Genomic DNA, 18,302 nt, shown 5'->3' with positions numbered 1-18,302 from the left:
CGGTCATCGCGGATCTCCGTCACTGCCTGCCGCCGACCGCGCGAGGATCGGCTCCTTGTCATCGAGTTCGCTCAGCCAGCGCCGTATCTCGGCCGCGACGGCCGAGGTCGCCGCCCCGATGATCGAGAAGTGGTCGGCGTCGAGTTCGACCGTCTCGCCGGTGTGCAGCCAGGCGGGCACCGGCTCGGCGAGGTCGAGCCCCGGCAGCGGTGTCGCGGCCCGCAGGTCGAACGTCGGCGCGGTGATCGACAACGGCCTGCGCTGCTCGAACAGGCGCGCGTATCTCGCCATGGCGACCAAGCCGTGATCACCGATCTCGGTGACCTCGTGGCCGAGGTCGAGTACGGAGCCGATCGCGCTCAGCAGCACCCGGCGGTTCTGTTCCGGGTCGTCGGGTGAATACGTGTCGAGCAGGATCACCGCGGACGGTCCGCGCCCGTCCCGCTCGAGCCGATGCGCCAGCGCATGCGCGATCGCGCCGCCCGCCGAGTAGCCGAGGAGCACGACCGGCCGGTCGTCTCCGCGGTTGCGCACCGCCGCCGCCAAGTGATCCAGCAGCACGTCCCACGACTCGGGCAGCGCCTCGCCCGGCTGCGTACCGGGCAGGCGCAGCGCCGCGATCGACCGGTCGCCGCCGAGTTCCCTGGCGAGCCGGGCGAACTGGTGCGGCCCGGTGCCGACCACGAACGACGGAACGCACAGCAGTGTCGCCGGTCCGGCGCCCCTGCTCAGTGGGATCGGCGCCGGATCGCCGGACCCTGCCGCAGCGGTGAAAGTGTCGACGAGTTCGGCGCTCTCCAGCAGCATCGGTATCGCGGCGCCGACCCGGCCACGCCGGTGCGCTGCCAGGACCAGCTCGGTGAGCGCACCCCTCGCCCCGGTTTCCACGGGTATCGCGGGCGCGGCGGCGGGCTCGTCCACGGGCACCATCTCCGCGATCCGGGAACCCAGGTACGCCGCCAGGGCCTCGCCGGTGGGATGGTCGAAGACGAGTGTCGACGGCAGCGCCAGCCCGGTGGCCTTGGCGAGGCGATTGCGGAACTCGATGCCGGCCAGCGAGTCGAATCCCAACTCCGTGAACGGAGCCCGCGGATCGATCACGTCGCCGGAAGTGTGGCCGAGACTCGCGGCGATGTGCTCCCGAACGGCGGCGAGTATGACGCCCGCTCGCTCCGCTTCGGCGGTCGCGGCGAGCTGTTGTGCCAGCGAACGCACCCCGCCTGCCCGTCGCGGCGCCGCGGTGACCAGGGAACCGAGCATCCTGGGCAACGCGCCCGATGCGGCCAGTGCGTTCAGCACCGCGGAATCGAGACGCACGCCGACACCGGTCGGCTCGCCCGCGGCAACCGCGCTGTCCAGCAACGCCATTCCGTAGTCGTCGTCCAGCGGTATCAGGCCCTCACGGCGCATCCGCGCGATGCCGGTCTCGGTGAGGGTGCTCGTCATGCCGCTCTCCGCGCGCCACGGTCCCCACGCGATGGACGTGGCGGGCAATCCCCGGTGGTGCCGGTGCTGGGCGAGCGCGTCGAGGAAGGCGTTCGCCGCCGCGTAGTCGGCCTGGCCCGGGCTGCCGATCGTCCCCGCGAACGAGGAGAAGAGCACGAACATCGACAGTTCGAGATCGGCGGTGGCTTCGTGCAGATACCAGGCCGCGTCGGCCTTCGGCCCCAGCACCGTCGCGAGCCGCGCCGAGGTGAGGTCGGTCAGGAGACCGTCGGCGAGAGCGCCCGCGGTGTGCACGACCGCGGTGAGCGGATGTTCCGGCGCCACGGTGGACAGCAGCCGGTCGACGGCCGCCCGATCGCTCACATCACAGGACCGCACCTCCACATGTGCGCCCAGATCGGTCAGTTCCGCCGCCAGTTCCGCGGCACCCGGCGCGTCCGGGCCGCGCCTGCTCGCCACCAGCACCCGGCGCACACCGTGCTCGACGACCAGGTGCCGGGCCGTGAGCGCACCAAGGCTTCCGGTGCCGCCGGTGATCAGCACCGTGCCGTCGGGATTCGGCCGCGGCGGCCGTGTCCGGTCCGCCCCGCCCCGGCTCAACCGCGGCACGTACACCGCACCATCGCGCACGGCCACCTGGGATTCCTCGGCCATGGCCAGCGCGGCCGCGACGGCACGGCGGTATCCCGACCGGTCCGCCACGTCGACCAGGACGATCCGTCCCGGGTTCTCGTGCTGCCCGCTGCGCAGGAGGCCCCACACGGCCGCGCCGGCGAGGTCCACCGGTGCTGCGGGCGTCACGGCGACCGCACCGCGGGTGACCACGACGACGCGATCGTGGCGGGTCAGCAGTCCGGTGACCCGTTCCGCCGTCTCGGCGAGCCGGGTGCGCACCACGCCGGGCACATCGCTGTCCACCGGTGTCTCTTCGACCTGGATCACGGCGACGGAACCTCCGTCGACGCGCACGAACTCGTCGGCGCCGCCGCGTGTCCAGTGCTCGTCCGCGACGAGTCCGGTGTGTTCCGCCACCGGCACCGGGACCCACCCGAGCCGATACGGGTCGTGCCCGGTCGGGGCGGCGCCTGCGGAACGCAGCGTGTCGATCGGAATCGGGCGCATGGTCAACGCCGAGATCCGGAAGATCCGCTCCCCGTGCGGATCGGTGAGCGTCACCGCGATCGGCTGGTTGTCCCGGTCACCGGATCCGGACTCGGCCGCGGTCAGCCGTACCCGCGCCGCGCCCGCGCCCACGGCGTGCAGGTCCACGTTCTCCCACGAGTAGGGCACGTAGATCTCGTCCGGAGCGGGTTCTCCGGTGAGCCCGGTGAACCGGATCGCGTGCAGTGCCGCGTCCAGCAACGCCGGATGCAGCCCGAACCGATCGGCCGCCGAATGCTCTTGTTCCGGCAGGCGCACCTCGGCGAAGACCTCGTCACCGCGCCGCCACAGTGCGGTCAGTCCCTGGAACAGCGGCCCGTGCCCGTAGCCGCGGTCGGCGAACTCGGTGTACATATCGCTGATATCGACCGGCTGCGCCCCGGCAGGCGGCCAGGTTTCCGTCGTCGGGTTCGCCTCGGCCGACGGCGTCTGCGCGACAAGGGTTCCGGTAGCGTGCCGGATCCATTCCGCCTGTTCCGGCGCGCCGGAACGACGCGGGCGCGAATACACCGACACCGCACGTGCGCCGGTGTCGTCGGGGCCGTCCGCCAGCACGCGCAATTCGACCGAGCCGTCGGCGGGCACCGCCAGCGGCGCCGTCACCACGAGCTCGGCCAGGCGCGGGGTGCCGGTCAGCGCGCCGATGTACAGCGCCAGCTCGGCGAAGGCCGTGCCGGGCAACAGCACCGTCCCGCCGATCATGTGGTCGGCCAGCCACGGATGGCTCGACAGCGACAACCGGCCGGTCGCCACCACACCGTGCGAGTCGGGCAGCCAGACCGCGGCGCCGAGCAGCGGATGGTCGACATCGTCCAGGCCGGAGGACCGCACGTCGGGGGTGTGTTCGATGGCGGTCAGCCAATACCGCTGGTGACGGAACGCGTAGGTGGGCAGGGGGATTCGCCGCGACGAGCCGCCCTCCCACAACGGCCGCCAGTCCACCGTCGTTCCGGCGACGTGCGCACGCGCCAGGAACGTCACGAACTGGCGCGCTTCCGCTCCCACGCGACGGGCCGCCGGGGCCGTCAACCATCCGCTCCCTGGCTCGTCTCCGATGACGCCGCGGGTCATGGTCGTGAGTACGGCGTCGGGACCGATTTCGAGGAACCGGCGCACGCCGGTGTCGGCCAGCGCCCGGATGCCGGGCGCGAACCGGACGGCCGCGCGGATCTGACCGACCCAGTACTCCGGGTCGGTGAAGGTCTCCCCCACCGCTCCGGTCACATTCGACACGATCGGCAGCATGGGTTCCCGGTAGGTCAGTTTCTCGGCGACCGCGCGGAAGCCGGCCAGCGCGGGTTCCATGCGCGCGGAGTGGAACGCGTGGCTGACCTGCAGCCCCGTCGTCTTGCGGCCCTGGGCCGCGAAAGTTCGTTCCAGCTCGTCGATCGCGTCCGCGTCGCCGGAGATCACCACCGCCTCCGGCGCGTTCACCGCGGCGATCGACGCGCGGTCGCCGAAGCCGGTGAGTAGTCGCGCCGCATCGGTTTCGGAGACGGATACCGCGAGCATGGCCCCGCCTTCCGGCAGCGCCCCCATCAACCGTCCCCGCGCCGCCACCAACACGCAGGCGTCGGGCAACGACCACACTCCCGCCACATACGCGGCCACCAACTCACCGATCGAATGCCCGATCAGCACGTCCGGGGTGATCCCGAACGACTCCACCAACCGGAACAACGCCACCTCGAACGCGAACAAGGCGGGCTGCGTCCACTCGGTCCGGTCCAGCACACCCGACGGATCGGCGAACATCACCTCCCGCAACGACGGCGCGGGATCGCCCACCGAAAGCGAACGCGCCGCGTCGGCCGAGTTCTCGCGCAGCCGATCGAATTCGGCGCACACCTCGTCCAACGCGTGGGCGAACACGGGGTAGGCCGAGTACAGCTCGGCGCCCATGCCCACGCGCTGCGCGCCCTGTCCGGTGAACAGGAACGCGGTCCTACCCGATCCTGCCGTCCCTTCGACCACGCCGGAACCGGTACCCGCGGCCAATTCCGCCAGTCCCGCCAGCAATTGCCGCCGATCACGGCCGAGCGCGGCGCCACGCCACTCCAGCTGCGCGCGGGTCTCCACCAGGGAGCGTCCGACAGCACGGGCGTCGGCGTCGGGATGCTCGGCCGCCCAGGCGCGCAGCCGCTCCGCTTGCGCCCGCAGACCGGCCTCCGATTTCGCCGACACCACCCACGCGATCACACCGTCCGGATCGCAGCGGTGGTCCCGCACGGCGGGCCGTTCGTCGCGTGCGGGCGCTTCTTCCACGATGACGTGCGCGTTCGTCCCACTGATCCCGAACGACGACACCCCCGCCCGCCGTACCCGCTGCCCCGCGGGCCAGGGCTCCGCTTCGGTCAGCAACCGCACCGACCCCGCCGACCAATCCACGTGCGGCGAGGGAGCGTCCACGTGCAGCGTCCTCGGCAGCATCTCGTGCCGCAGGGCCTGCACCATCTTGATCACGCCGCCCACGCCCGAGGCCGCCACCGAATGGCCGATATTCGACTTCAACGAACCGATCCGCACGGGTTCGGTCCGCCCTTGCCCGTAGGTCGCGATCAGCGCCTGCGCTTCGATCGGATCGCCCAGCGGAGTTCCCGTGCCGTGTGCCTCCACCGCGTCGACGTCGGCCGGCTCCAAGCCCGCCGCCGCCAGTGCCGACGCGATCACCCGCTCCTGCGAGGGACCGTTCGGCGCGGTCAGGCCGTTGGACGCACCGTCCGAATTCACCGCCGACCCCCGGATCACCGCCAGCACCTCGTGGCCCGATCGCCGAGCGTCCGAAAGCCGTTGCAGGGCGAGCACGCCGACTCCTTCCGACCAGCCGACGCCGTCCGCGCCCGCGGCGAACGACTTGCACCGCCCGTCGGGCGCGAGCCCCCGCTGCCGCGCGAAGTCCACGTACAGCTCCGGGCTGCCCGACACCGTCACACCGCCGGCCAGCGCCAGCGACGTTTCCCCGTTTCGCAGCGCCTGGCAGGCCAAGTGCAGCGCCACCAATGAGGAGGAGCATGCCGTGTCCACCGTCATGGCCGGACCCTGCAGGCCCAGGACGTAGGCCACTCGTCCCGAGGTGACGCTGTCGGAGTTCCCGGTCATCCGGAATCCCTCGTACGCGCCGACCACCCGCTCGGAATAGCCGGACGGGGTCGCCCCGACGAACACTCCGGTGTCGCTGCCGCGCAGCGCGGTCGGATCGATACCGGCGTCTTCCAACGCCTCCCAGGCGGCCTCCAGCATCAGCCGCTGCTGCGGATCCATGGCCGTCGCTTCCCGGGGGCCGATCCCGAAGAAAGCGGCGTCGAACGCGCCCGCGTCGGTGAGGAAGCCACCCTCGCGCACGTAGGTGGTGCCTGGTTCGTCCGGGTCCGGGTGGTACAGCCGATCGAGGTCCCAGCCCCGGTCCGTGGGGAACGGCGTGATCGCGTCGGTACCCGAGACCAGTAGCTGCCACAGCTGCTCGGCGGAACTCACGCCGCCGGGATAACGGCAACTCATGCCGACGATGGCGATCGGCTCGTCCGTGCGAGTCCGCGACGTCACCCGCACCGGACGTGGTCGCGCGGCCGGAGCGTCACCGAGCCTGGAGACGAGGAAACCCGCCACCGCGCGGGAACTCGGATGGTCGAATACCAGGGTCGAGGGCAGCGACAGCCCGGTGGCCTCGGCCAGCCGGTTGCGGAATTCCACACCGGCCAGCGAGTCGAAACCCAACTCCGTGAACGCGGTATCGGGGTCGATCGCCTCCGCGGTGGCGTGCCCGAGCACGGCCGCCGCCTGCTCCCTGGTCACCGCGAGGGCCACCTCGGCACGGTCGGCGGGCGCGGCCGACGCCAGCCGACCGACCGGATCCCCACCGGCGCGAGCGGTCCGCGTGGACGAGGGCGCCAGCGCACTCAGCAGTTTCGGGAGCGCCCCCGCCTCGGCCTGCTCCGCCAGTCCCGATCGATCGAATTCCGCGCCGACCACCAGCGCCGAGCCCGCGGTGAGCGCGGCGTCGAAGAGGGATAGTCCCGTCGTATCGCCGAGCGGGCGGAAACCCAAACGCCGCAGTCGTTCCAACCCCGCCGTACCGAGGTCGCCGGTCATTCCCGTGCCCGCGTTCCACGGCCCCCAGGCCACCGACACCGCGGGCAGGCCTGCGGCACCGCGCAGCCGGACCACCGCGTCGGCGAACGAGTTGGCCGCCGCGTAGTTGCCCTGGCCCGGCGAGCCCGCCAGCCCCGCGAGCGACGAGAACACCACGAACGCCGAAAGATCCGCGTCCCGCGTCGCCTCGTGCAGCAGCCAGGTGCCATCCACCTTCGGGCGCAGCACCCGATCCACTTGCTCCGTGGTCAGGGTCTCGACGGTGCCGTCGTCCACCACGCCGGCGGCATGCACGATGCCGGACAACGGGAACCGCTCCGGCACCGACGTCAGTACCGCGGTGAGGTCGTCGCGATCGGCGATGTCACACGACTCGACATCCACTCGCGCGCCCAGCGCCGACAGCTCCGCGAGGAGTTCCGGGACCCCGGCGGCGTCGCGACCGCGTCGCGAGACCAGCAAGAGCCGCCGAACTCCGTGCTCGGTCACCAGATGTCGCGCGATCAGCGCGCCCAGCCCGCTGGTGCCGCCGGTCACCAGCACCGTACCCGTCCCGAACGACATCGCCCCCGGGTCCGGTGCGGCCGCGATCCGGCGCACCCGTGGCGCCGACAACCGGCCGTCGCGCACCGCGACCTGTGGTTCGTCCGCGGCCAGCGCCGCAGCCACCACTCCGGCATCGATCTCGCCGTCCCGATCGAGCAGCACGATCCGGCCCGGATGCTCCGCCTGCACGCTGCGCAGCAGGCCCGCGACGGCAGCGGCCGCCGGGTCGGGCGACTCGCCCGGCAATCCGAGCGCGTTCCGCGTCACCACGATCAGCCGCGCCCGGTCGTACCGCGTGTCGGTCAGCCACGACCGCGTCAGTTCCAGTGTCCGCGTGACCCATTGCCTGCCCGCTCGCGCCGGGTCCGCGCCCGCTTCCGCGGTCTCGGCCACCCAGACGATCGTTGCCGCGTCCTCATCGGCGTCGATCGATTCGCTCAGGTCGGTGACGCGCAGGTCGATTCCCGCCACGCTTCCCGCACCGAGCACCGCCATCGATCCCGTCGGCTCGGCGGCGACGGCGGACACCGGCACCCACTCCAGACCGTGCAGCGGCACCGGCGCCGTATTCGACCGGACCCGCTCCACCGTGCGCCGCTCCACCGGATGCACCACGACGGATTCCGTGCCCAGCACCGGTGCGCCGGTCTCGTCCACCACATCCATCCGGATCCGGTAGTCGCCCGACAGCACCGCGCGGACCCGGACCGGCCCGGAACCGGACCGGGCCAGCCGCAGGCCCCCGACCGTGACCGGCAGCGGAACCCGCCCGGCGGGCAGCTCGTCCATGACGAAGTCGAGCGCGGGGTGCAGACAGGCGTCGAACAACGCCGGATGAATGCCGTAACCCGACGCCGCGGCGGCGGTGGCGTCGTCCAGCGCTACCTCGGCGAACACCTCGTCGCCGCGCCGCCACACCGCGCGCATCCCACGGAAGGCGGGACCGTATTCCATTCCCAGACGCGCGATCCGCCGATAGATGGCCTCGTCGTCGAGTTGTTCCGCGCCCGCGGGCGGCCATACCCGATCCCAGCCGGTGGCGAGTTCGGGGCCGGGGTCGGCGGCGAGCACGCCACCGGCATGGGGTACCCATGCCTCGGCGTCGTCGAGGTCCGCGGTGCGGGAGTACAGGGTGAAGCTCCGCCGCCCGTCCGCTTCGGCCGCACCCACCGACACCTGCACGTCGACGGCGCGCTCACCGAGGGCCAGTGGGATGTCCAGCCGCATCTCCTCGACCGAGCGCATCCCGAGCCGATCGCCGATCGCCGACATCAGTTCCAGATACGTCGTCGCCGGTACCACCGGCGTACCGAACACCACATGATCGGCGATCCACGGCTGCCTGCCATTCGACAGCTGCCCGGTGAACAGCCATTCGTCCTTGCCCGCCACCGGCACCGCGTCCAGCAGGATCGGATGGTCGACGGCGCCCGCCGCGACCGGCCGGGCCACGTCCAGCCAATAGCGCCGACGCTGAAAGGCGTAGGTGGGCAGTGGAATACGCTTTGGGGACCGCCCCTCCGACAAGGGCTCCCAGTTCACCTCGACACCGGCGTTGCAGGCATGCCCGAGGAAGCCAAGGAACTGGGTGACCTCGTCGACGCCGCGCCTGCTCGCCGCCGCCACGACGGACCGGGACCCGACCTCGTCGGGCAGGCACTGACGGGTCATCGCCGTCAGCACCGCATCGGGGCCAACCTCGAAGAACTTCCGGACACCGAGGTCCACCAGCGCGTCGACCCCCGGGGCGTAGCGCACGGTGTCGCGGACATGACCGGCCCAGTACAGCGAATCCGAAAGCGCCTCGCCCCCCACGACGCCGAACACGTTCGACACCACCGGCAGCAGCGGGCTCCGGTAGTCGAGACCGGCGGCCATCGCCTCGAATTCCGGCAGCATCGGTTCCATCGACGCCGAGTGGAACGCGTGGCTGACCCGCAACCGTGACGTCTTGATCCCGTCCGCCGTCAGCACGGATTCCACCTCGGCGACGGCACCTTCGGTACCGGAGATCACGATCGCGGAGGGTCCGTTCACCGCCGCGATCGACAGTTCGCCGCGGAATCCGGCGATGAGCTCGGCCCCTCGCTCCGGCGGGACGGCCGCGGCCAGCATCGCGCCGCCTTCGGGCAGCGCGCCCATCAACCGCCCCCGCGCCGCCACCAACGCGCACGCGTCGGCGGTCGACCACATCCCCGAGACGTACGCCGCGACCAGTTCGCCGATCGAATGCCCGATCAGCACGTCCGGCGTGATCCCGAAGGACTCGATCAACCGCACCATCGCCGCCTCGTAGGCGAACAACGCGGGCTGGGTGTACTCCGTGCGGTGCAGGAGGTCCGCACCCGCGGCACCGAAGACGATGTCCCGCAGCGACATTCCAGGCTCGGGAAATTCGAGCAGACCGTCGAATTCGGCGCACAGCTCGTCGAACGCCGCCGCGAAGACCGGGAAAGTCGCGTAAAGCCGAGCGCCCATGCCGACTCGCTGCGCCCCCTGCCCGGTGAACAGGAACGCGATCTTCCCGCCGACGGGGCCGCCCTCGGCCACTCCCGGCGACCCCGCACCGGTCGCCACATCCGCCAGCCCGGCCAGCACGGCCGCGCGGTCGCCCGCGACCACCGCTGCGCGCCGATCGAATCGGGCCCGCGTCGTGAGCAGCGAATGGGCCACGTCCACCGGGTCTGCGTCGGGCCTGGCCGCGAGCCACTCGCGCAACCGAGCGGCCTGCGCCCGCAGCCCCGCCTCGGTTTTCGCCGACAGCAGCAGCGGCATTCCCGGCGAAGCGTCCGCCGGTTTCGTCACCGCCGCGCGCTGCGGGGCTCCCGGCGCTTCCTCCACGATGACGTGCGCGTTGGTTCCGCTGATCCCGAACGCGGACACCCCCGCCCTGCGCACCCGCTCGACCGAGGCCGACCACGGCCGCTGTTCGGTCAGCAACCGCACGGCCCCAGCCGACCAGTCCACGTGCGGCGACGGAGCGTCCACGTGCAGCGTCTTCGGCAGCATCTCGTGCCGCAACGCCTGCACCATCTTGATCACGCCACCGATCCCGGCGGCGGCCTGGGCGTGCCCGATATTCGACTTCAGCGAACCGACCCACAGCGGCTCGGTCCGGCCCTGCCCGTAGGTCGCCATCAACGCCTGCGCTTCGATCGGGTCGCCCAGCGGAGTGCCCGTGCCGTGCGCCTCCACCGCGTCCACGTCCTCGGGAGCCAGCCCCGCGGTGGCCAGCGCCGCAGCGATCACCCGTTCCTGCGACGGACCGTTCGGCGCGGTCAGCCCGTTGGACGCACCGTCCTGGTTCACCGCCGAACCCCGGATCACCGCGAGCACGTCGTGACCGAGCCTGCGCGCGTCCGACAGCCGCTCGAGCACCAGCACACCGACGCCTTCGGCCCAGCCGACACCATCGGCCGAGGCCGAGAAGGCTTTGCACCGCCCGTCCCGGGAAAGACCGCGTTGCCGGGAGAACTCGACGAACATGAACGGCGTCGACATCACCTGGGCGCCACTGGCCAGCACCAGCGAACTCTCCCCTTGGCGCAGCGCCTGACAGGCCAGGTGGATGGCCACCAGCGAGGAGGAGCAGGCGGTGTCGATCGTGACCGCCGGACCCTCGAATCCGAAGGTGTATGCCACGCGACCGGAGAGCACGCTACTGGTGGAACCGGTACCGATATAACCTTCGGCTACCGAACCCGCGGCCTTGGCGATCTCCTCGTAGTCCTGATAGGAGACCCCGGTGAACACGCCGGTGTCACTGCCGCGCAATACCGACGGATCGATACCGGCGTGCTCCAGCGCTTCCCACGACGCCTCCAGCAGCAACCGCTGCTGCGGATCCATCGCCGCCGCCTCGCGCGGACCGATTCCGAAGAAGCCCGCGTCGAAATCGGCCATGCCGGAAAGGAATCCACCTCGGTCCAGGTAGGAGGTTCCCGGGTGGTCGGGGTCGGGATCGAACAGCCGATCCAGATCCCACCCGCGATCGACGGGGAACGCGCCGATCGCGTCCGCACCGGCGGCCACCAGGTCCCACAGTCCATCCGGCGATTCGATACCGCCCGGGTACCGGCAGCTCATCCCGACGATCGCGATCGGCTCGTCGGCACGGATCCGGCGCGTCACCCGCGCGGGCCGCCCGGCGTCGGTTTCGGTCGCCTCGCCCAGCCGCGAGCGCACGAAGGCCGCCACCGCCGCGGCGGTGGGGTGATCGAACACCAGTGTCGAGGGCAGTTGCACGCCGGTCGTCTTGGCGAGGCGATTGCGGAACTCGACACCGGCGAGCGAATCGAAGCCCAGTTCGGTGAACGGCGCCGTCGGATCGATGGCGTCGCCGGAGATATGGCCGAGCACGCCGGCGACCTGTTCGCGGACGACGTCGAGCACGATCGCCGCACGCTCTTGCACGGGCGCGGCGGCCAGCCGCCGCGCCAATGTCCCACTCGTCTCGGCGGCCCGCCGCACCGGCACCGTGACGATCGACTGCAGCAGTCGCGGCAGCGACCCTTCCCGGGCCTGCACCGCCAGTGCCTCGGTGTCGAACTCCGTCGCGATCACGACCGGCGACGACGCGGCGACGGCGCGATCGAACAGCGTCAAGCCATCCGCCGTTTCCAACGGCCGCACGCCGAGGCGACCCATCCGCGCCATCGCCGCGCCACCCAGCTCACTGGTCATGCCGATGCTCTGGTTCCACGATCCCCAGGCGATCGATACCGCGGGCAGCCCCGCCGCCCGCCGCCCTACTGCCAGCGCGTCCAGGAACGCGTTCGCCGCCGCGTAATTCCCTTGGCCGGACGCGCCGACCACACCCGCGACCGAGGAGAACAGCACGAAGGCGGCCAGTCCCAGGCCGCCGGTCAGTTCGTGCAGATGCCAGGCGGCGTCGGCCTTCGACGCCAGCACCCGGTCGAGCTGTTCGGCGGTCAGGGTCTCGATGGTGGCGTCATCGAGCACGCCCGCGGAATGGATCACCGCGCTGGGCGCGAACTCGTCCGACAGATCCGCCAGCAGCGCCGCCACTTCGGCCCGGTCGCCCACATCGCAGGCCGCCACCCGCACCCGCGCGCCCGCGGCGGTCAGCTCGCTCACCAGATCGGCCACCCCGTCGGCCTGTTCACCGCGCCGCGACACCAGCACCAGCCGCCGCACGCCGTGAGTGGCGACGACATGACGCGCCACCTCGGCTCCCAGTCCGCTGGTGCCACCGGTGATCAGCACCGCACCCGCACCGAGACCGTTGCCGTCCGCCGCCGCGTGCTGCCTGCGCAGCCGCGGGACGCGCAGTTCTCCGCCGTGCACGACCAGCTGCGGTTCCTCCGACCGCACCGCCGCGGCGATCACTTCGGTCGTGAGGTCGTCCTCGGGTGAGGCGTCGAGGAGAACGAACCGGCCGGGGTGTTCGGCCTGGGCGCTGCGCACCAGACCGCACACCGCGGCCCCGGCCGGGTCAGGGTTCTCGCCCGGCAGGCCCGCGGCACCCCGCGTCAGGATCACCAGCCGCGAATCGTGCCACCGTTCCTCGGCCTGCCATTCCCGTATCAACTCCAGCGCCGCCCGCAGCCAGGTGCGCGTCCGCGCGGTCACGTCGCCAGCGGCCGGTCCGTCCGGCGACCACACGACGATCTCCGGCGGCGCCTGGTCGCCGAGCAGATCGGCCGGTGCCGTCCCGCGGCGATCGGCGCCCGCCACACTCGCCTCCCCGAGCAGCGCGATCGTGCCCGACGCGCCGCCCGCGACGGCGGCCGCAGGCACCCATTCGATGTCCGACAGGGACGCGCGGCGTGCGGCCCCACCCTCGAGCGCCTTGGCATCCACCGGGCGAGCCGTCAGCGCTTCGACGCTCAGCACGGGCGCACCGGTGTCGTCGAAGGCGGCCACCCGGATGCGTCCGGACCCCACCCGTTCCAGACGCACCCGAAGGGCCGTCGCCCCGGCGCGATACAGCCGGACCCCACCGAACGAGAACGGCAAAGGCAGCCTGCCCGCGGGCATGTCGTCGGCCAGTTCGGTGATCGCGGTGTGGAAGGCGGCGTCCAGCAGGGCGGGATGGATGCCGAAGGCCGGTCCCTGAGCATCGGGCTCGGTAGCGAGCGACACCTCGGCGAGCAGGTCGTCGCCGTCGCGCCGAGCCGAGGTGACGCCTTGGAACAGCGGACCGTAGCCGAAGCCGAGCCGCGCCAACTGGTCGTAGAGTCCGTCGACCGGCACCGGTTCGGCCCCGCTCGGCGGCCATCGCCCGTCCTCCGGCGCGGCGCGCCATCCCGATTCGACCCAGGCGGGCACACTCTCCGCGGCGGCGACGAGGACACCGTTGGCGTGTGAAATCCACTCGCTCGCTTCGGTTTCTCCGGGCACCACCGCACGCGAATAGATCGCGAACCGGCGCGCGCCCGCGTCGTCGGCGGGTTCGACGGTCAGCTGCACGTCGATCGCGGCGTCGTCGGTCAGCGACAGCGGCGCTTCCAGCAGCAGTTCCTCGACGAACCCGGCACCGAGCCGGGCCCCCGCGGTCAGCGCCAGTTCCACGAACGCGGCGCCGGGCAGCAGCGCCGACCCGAAAACGGCGTGCTCGGCCAGCCACGGATGCGTCCGCAACGACAGCCGGCCGGTGAACAGCCATTCGTCCCGACCGGCCAACGGCACGGCCCCGGTAAGCATCGGATGATCCGATGACTCGAGCGACGCCTCGATCGCGAGCGGCTCCAACCAGTACCGCTGCCGCTGGAACGCGTACGTCGGCAACGACACCCGTTCTGGTGTCCGCCCGCTGAAAAGGGGGCGCCAGTTCACCTCGACACCGGCGGTGTGGGCTTGCGCGAGCATGGTGATGTACTGCGCCACCTCGTCGCCCGAACGGCGCGACGCGGCCGTCACCATCGACTCGGCTTCGATCCGCGGGTGTTCGGCAAGGCAGCGACGTGTCATCGCGGCCAGCACCGCGTCCGGGCCGACTTCGACGAAGCGGCGGACCCCGGCGGCCACGAGAGCGTCCACGCCCGGCGCGAACCGCACGCAACCGCGTAGCTGCTCGACCCAGTAACCCGGGTCGGTGAATTCTGCCCCGGCGAGCGCCCCGGAGACGTTCGACACCACCGCGATCGTGGGCATCCGGTACGTCAGCCGCTGTGCGACTGCGCGGAATTCCGCGAGCATGGGATCCATTCGCGCGGAATGGAACGCATGGCTGACCCGCAGCCGCGAGACCGTGACCCCCGCATCGGACAGCTGCCGCTCGACCGCGCCGACGGCGTCCGCGTCGCCGGAGAACACCACCGACGACGGACCGTTCACCGCCGCCACCGACAGTCGACCCTCGTGCGCGGCCGCGATCTCGACGGCCCGCTGCTCGGTGACCGCCGCAGCGAGCATGGCGCCGCCTTCGGGCAACGCCCCCATCAACCGCCCGCGCGCCGCCACCAACGCGCACGCATCCGCCGTCGACCACACACCCGCCACATACGCCGCCACCAACTCACCGATCGAATGACCGATCAGCACATCGGGAGTGAGGCCGAACGACTCGACGAGCCGGAACAACGCCACCTCGAACGCGAACAGCGCGGGCTGCGTGAACTCGGTGCGGTGCAGCAAATCCGCACCCGCGGCGCCGAAGACGACGTCCTTCAGCGAGACGCCCGGCCCGAGCAAGCGATCGAATTCGGCGCACAACTCGTCGAACGCCGCGGCGAACACCGGAAACGCCGCATACAACCCTGCCCCCATGCCCACCCGCTGCGCACCCTGACCGGTGAACAGGAAGGCCGTCTTCCCCGATCCGGCCACACCCTCGAGCGCACCGGCGGACGCACCGGCCGCCAACTCCGCCAACCCGGACAGCAACTGGTCACGGTCGCTACCGGCCACCGCGGCGCGCCGATTCCAGTGCGCCCTGGTTTCGATCAGCGCGGACGCCACGCTCCACAGGTCGGCGTCCGGGTGTTCGAGCAGCCACGCGTGCAGCCGCGCCGCCTGGGCGCGGAGCGCGTCATCGGTCTTCGCCGACACCAGCAACGGAACGACGGTTGCCGCGCACGCCGGACCGGCTTCGGTATCGGCGGACTCGCCGTCGGACCCGGCGACCGGCGCGGGCGCTTCCTCCACGATCACATGCGCGTTCGTGCCGCTGATCCCGAACGACGACACACCCGCACGGCGCACGCGCTGCGCCGACGCGGGCCATGCTTCCGCCTCGGTGAGCAGCCGCACCGCCCCCGCCGACCAATCCACGTGCGGCGACGGCGCATCCACGTGCAACGTCTTCGGCAACACCCCGTGGCGCAGCGCCTGCACCATCTTGATCACACCGCCGACACCCGCCGCCGCCTGCGCATGACCGATGTTCGATTTCAGGGAACCGATTCGCAGCGGCTCGTCCCGCTGCTGTCCGTACGCGGCGATCAGGGCCTGCGCCTCGATCGGATCTCCCAGCGACGTGCCCGTACCGTGCGCCTCGACCGCGTCCACATCAGTGGGCGTCAGCCCCGCCGCGGCCAGCGCCGAGGCGATCACCCGCTCCTGTGACGGACCGTTCGGCGCGGTCAAACCATTGCTCGCGCCATCCTGATTCACCGCCGAGCCCCTGATCACGGCGAGCACCTCGTGCCCCGACCGCCGCGCATCCGACAGGCGCTCCAGCACCAGCACGCCCACGCCTTCGCCCCAGCCCACCCCATCGGCCGCCGCCGAGAACGCCTTACATCGACCGTCCCGCGACAGACCTCGCTGCCGGGAGAACTCGACGAACAGGAACGGTGTCGACATCACCGTGACGCCGCCCGCCAGCACGAGCGACGCCTCTCCGCGCCGCAGCGCCTGGCAGGCCAGGTGGATGGCCACCAGCGACGAAGAACACGCCGTGTCCACCGACACGGCAGGGCCTTCCAGGCCCAACGTATAGGCCACTCGGCCCGAGACGACACTGCCCGTCGAACCGATACCCGCGTAGCCCTCCGCGATCGGTCCGGCGGCCCTGGCGGTGTGCTCGTAGTCCTCGTACATGACACCGGCGAACACGCCGGTATCGCTGCCGCGCAGCGAGGTCGGGGCGATACCGGCGTTCTCCAGTGCCTCCCAGGAAGCCTCCAGCAGCAGCCGCTGCTGCGGGTCGGTCGCCGCCGCCTCCCGGGGGCCGATGCCGAAGAATCCCGCGTCGAAGTCGCCCGCGCCGCGCAGGAAGCCGCCCTCCCGCGTGTACACCTTGCCGAAGCGGTCCGGATCCGGGTCGTACAGCCCCTCGAGGTCCCAGCCCCGGTCCGCCGGGAACCCGCCCACCGCGTCCACTTCCGCCGCGACCAGCTCCCACAGCTGCTCCGGCGATTCGACGCCGCCCGGATAGCGGCAGCTCATGCCGACGATCGCGATGGGCTCGTCGATCTTCTCCCGCAACTGGGTCAGATCGTCGCGAGTCGTCATGAGCTCGACGGTGACCTTCTTCAGGTACTCCAACATGCGGTCGGACGATTCACCAGCGCTCGAGTCCACGTTTCACATCCCGGGTATCGCAGGGTCGACGAAGAAACCCGGCGTCGCGAGCAGCGGCGCGGGTCGGCCAGAACTACCGAGTAGTTCGATCAGGTATCGGTGACGAAGCAGCCGGTCGAGGTACCCGCGAGCGGGGTGGCTCGCCCGTGCTCGCCGGCCCGACCGCGTTTTTCGGCAGGAGAATGTTTCTCGGCGGTTACCGAGATGGACATCTCGAGGCCACCTTCACTGACGGTAAACCCGACACCATAGAGCACTTCATATACCACGATTCTTTATTCGCGGCGAACACTCGGTTTCCCATTGCTGAGAAGACGAACCCATGGCACACGCACAATCTTTCTTCGGCAGAGCAAAGCGACAGGACGACCGTCCAGTCGCGTGCTGAGCGTTAGCCTGCCAGCCGTTCCGGTTTCCCGCAAGTGATACGCGGACCTCCCGTGTTTCACAGATCGAACACGGACCGGCCGGGCCACCGCAGGCGAATCGAGCCCCCTACCGGCACACGGAACGAGGAGGGGCGAATGCTCGGCAGCGGGCCGCTTGCATCGATGTCGTGTGTGAATGCCGCGAGTGCGCACCGTCCGACTCGATGGGCAAACCACCGCCGAGACATTCGACGTCGCTGCGGTTCCCGAGCATCGACCCGGCACGGGACGAGGCGAAGCATGCGGTCCGTCTACGTACCGTCCGGCGAAGAAGCGTAACAAACCCCGTTGCTGGCCACCGATACCGAAATCAAAACCGAAAAGTCCATTGCCATTTTCGAAACGACCGAATGGTCCCCATCAATTCATTGAAGTGGGCAGATACCACGAGGCCACTTGGAAGCGCCGGAAGAGGTACGGGGTCCGAACCGAATCCAATATCCGCCATTGCACGATTACTCGCGTGCAGCACGAATAACCGAAGCACGCTCCCACCCCGCCGGTCGACACCCGAGTTGTCGCGGTGAGTCGGCATCAACATTATGGCAGCGCAGTTTTGTTCACCTGAACAAAAGTAATTCGAGCCGATCGAATCGATACATCTCGGACACGAATGGCCATGACGGCGGAGACTCGGCACGGCAGCCGCCGAGCGTGGTCGGCCGGGACCGGCACGCCCCGATGCCCACCGAGCGGAGGGTGCGAGGATCCGCTCGGTGGGCACACCGCCGCGCGCCGGGGACGTGCGCGCCGGACAGAGGCGGGTCGAGAGATCCCGTCCGGCGAGCGAAACGCGTGGCGGTCGGTGCTTCCGTCGAGCCCGCGGGCGAGTCAGGGCACGAGCCACGCGCTCGACGGAAACAGGTCATTCGATGGCCGTTCACGCCGATCGACGGCACCGAAGCCGGATCAACGCTAGAACTGGCGAACACGACCCGCCCACCCGCCACGGCCGGGTCTGGAGACCTCACGAACGTGCTCGACGCGGCTAGGGAAGCGGCACAAAGAAGGCGAAGAAGACCACTCCCGGAATTCGCCGACGAGGTCGTCGGGCACAAGCGAGCGGCTCGCGAACGGTGAATTGTCCAGATCACCAGACGATTACGGTTCCGCAACGGCCTGCGGCCGCATCATGGACGGACG

The 18,302-nt window shown here is 70.9% G+C and carries 1 protein-coding gene; it reads right to left on the bottom strand.

Translation table 11 applies throughout. The features are described 5' to 3' along the window. Nucleotides 1–3 precede the first annotated feature (3 nt). Nucleotides 4–16,698, bottom strand: coding sequence for an SDR family NAD(P)-dependent oxidoreductase (locus ACFV2O_RS32865; RefSeq protein ID WP_379255493.1), 16,695 nt, complete (start codon nt 16,696–16,698; stop codon nt 4–6). Nucleotides 16,699–18,302 lie beyond the last annotated feature (1,604 nt).

It is taken from the genome of Nocardia sp. NPDC059691 (assembly GCF_042733915.1).
Lineage (GTDB): Bacteria > Actinomycetota > Actinomycetes > Mycobacteriales > Mycobacteriaceae > Nocardia > Nocardia sichangensis.
The sequence above is the reverse complement of the archived record's forward strand: the minus strand, read 5'-3'. Positions and strand labels throughout refer to the sequence as shown.

What these genes read in the sequence shown, in the direction of transcription:
- ACFV2O_RS32865 (WP_379255493.1), bottom strand. Translation starts at nt 16,698, where the DNA reads ATGTTGGAGTACCTGAAGAAGGTCACCGTCGAGCTCATGACGACTCGC.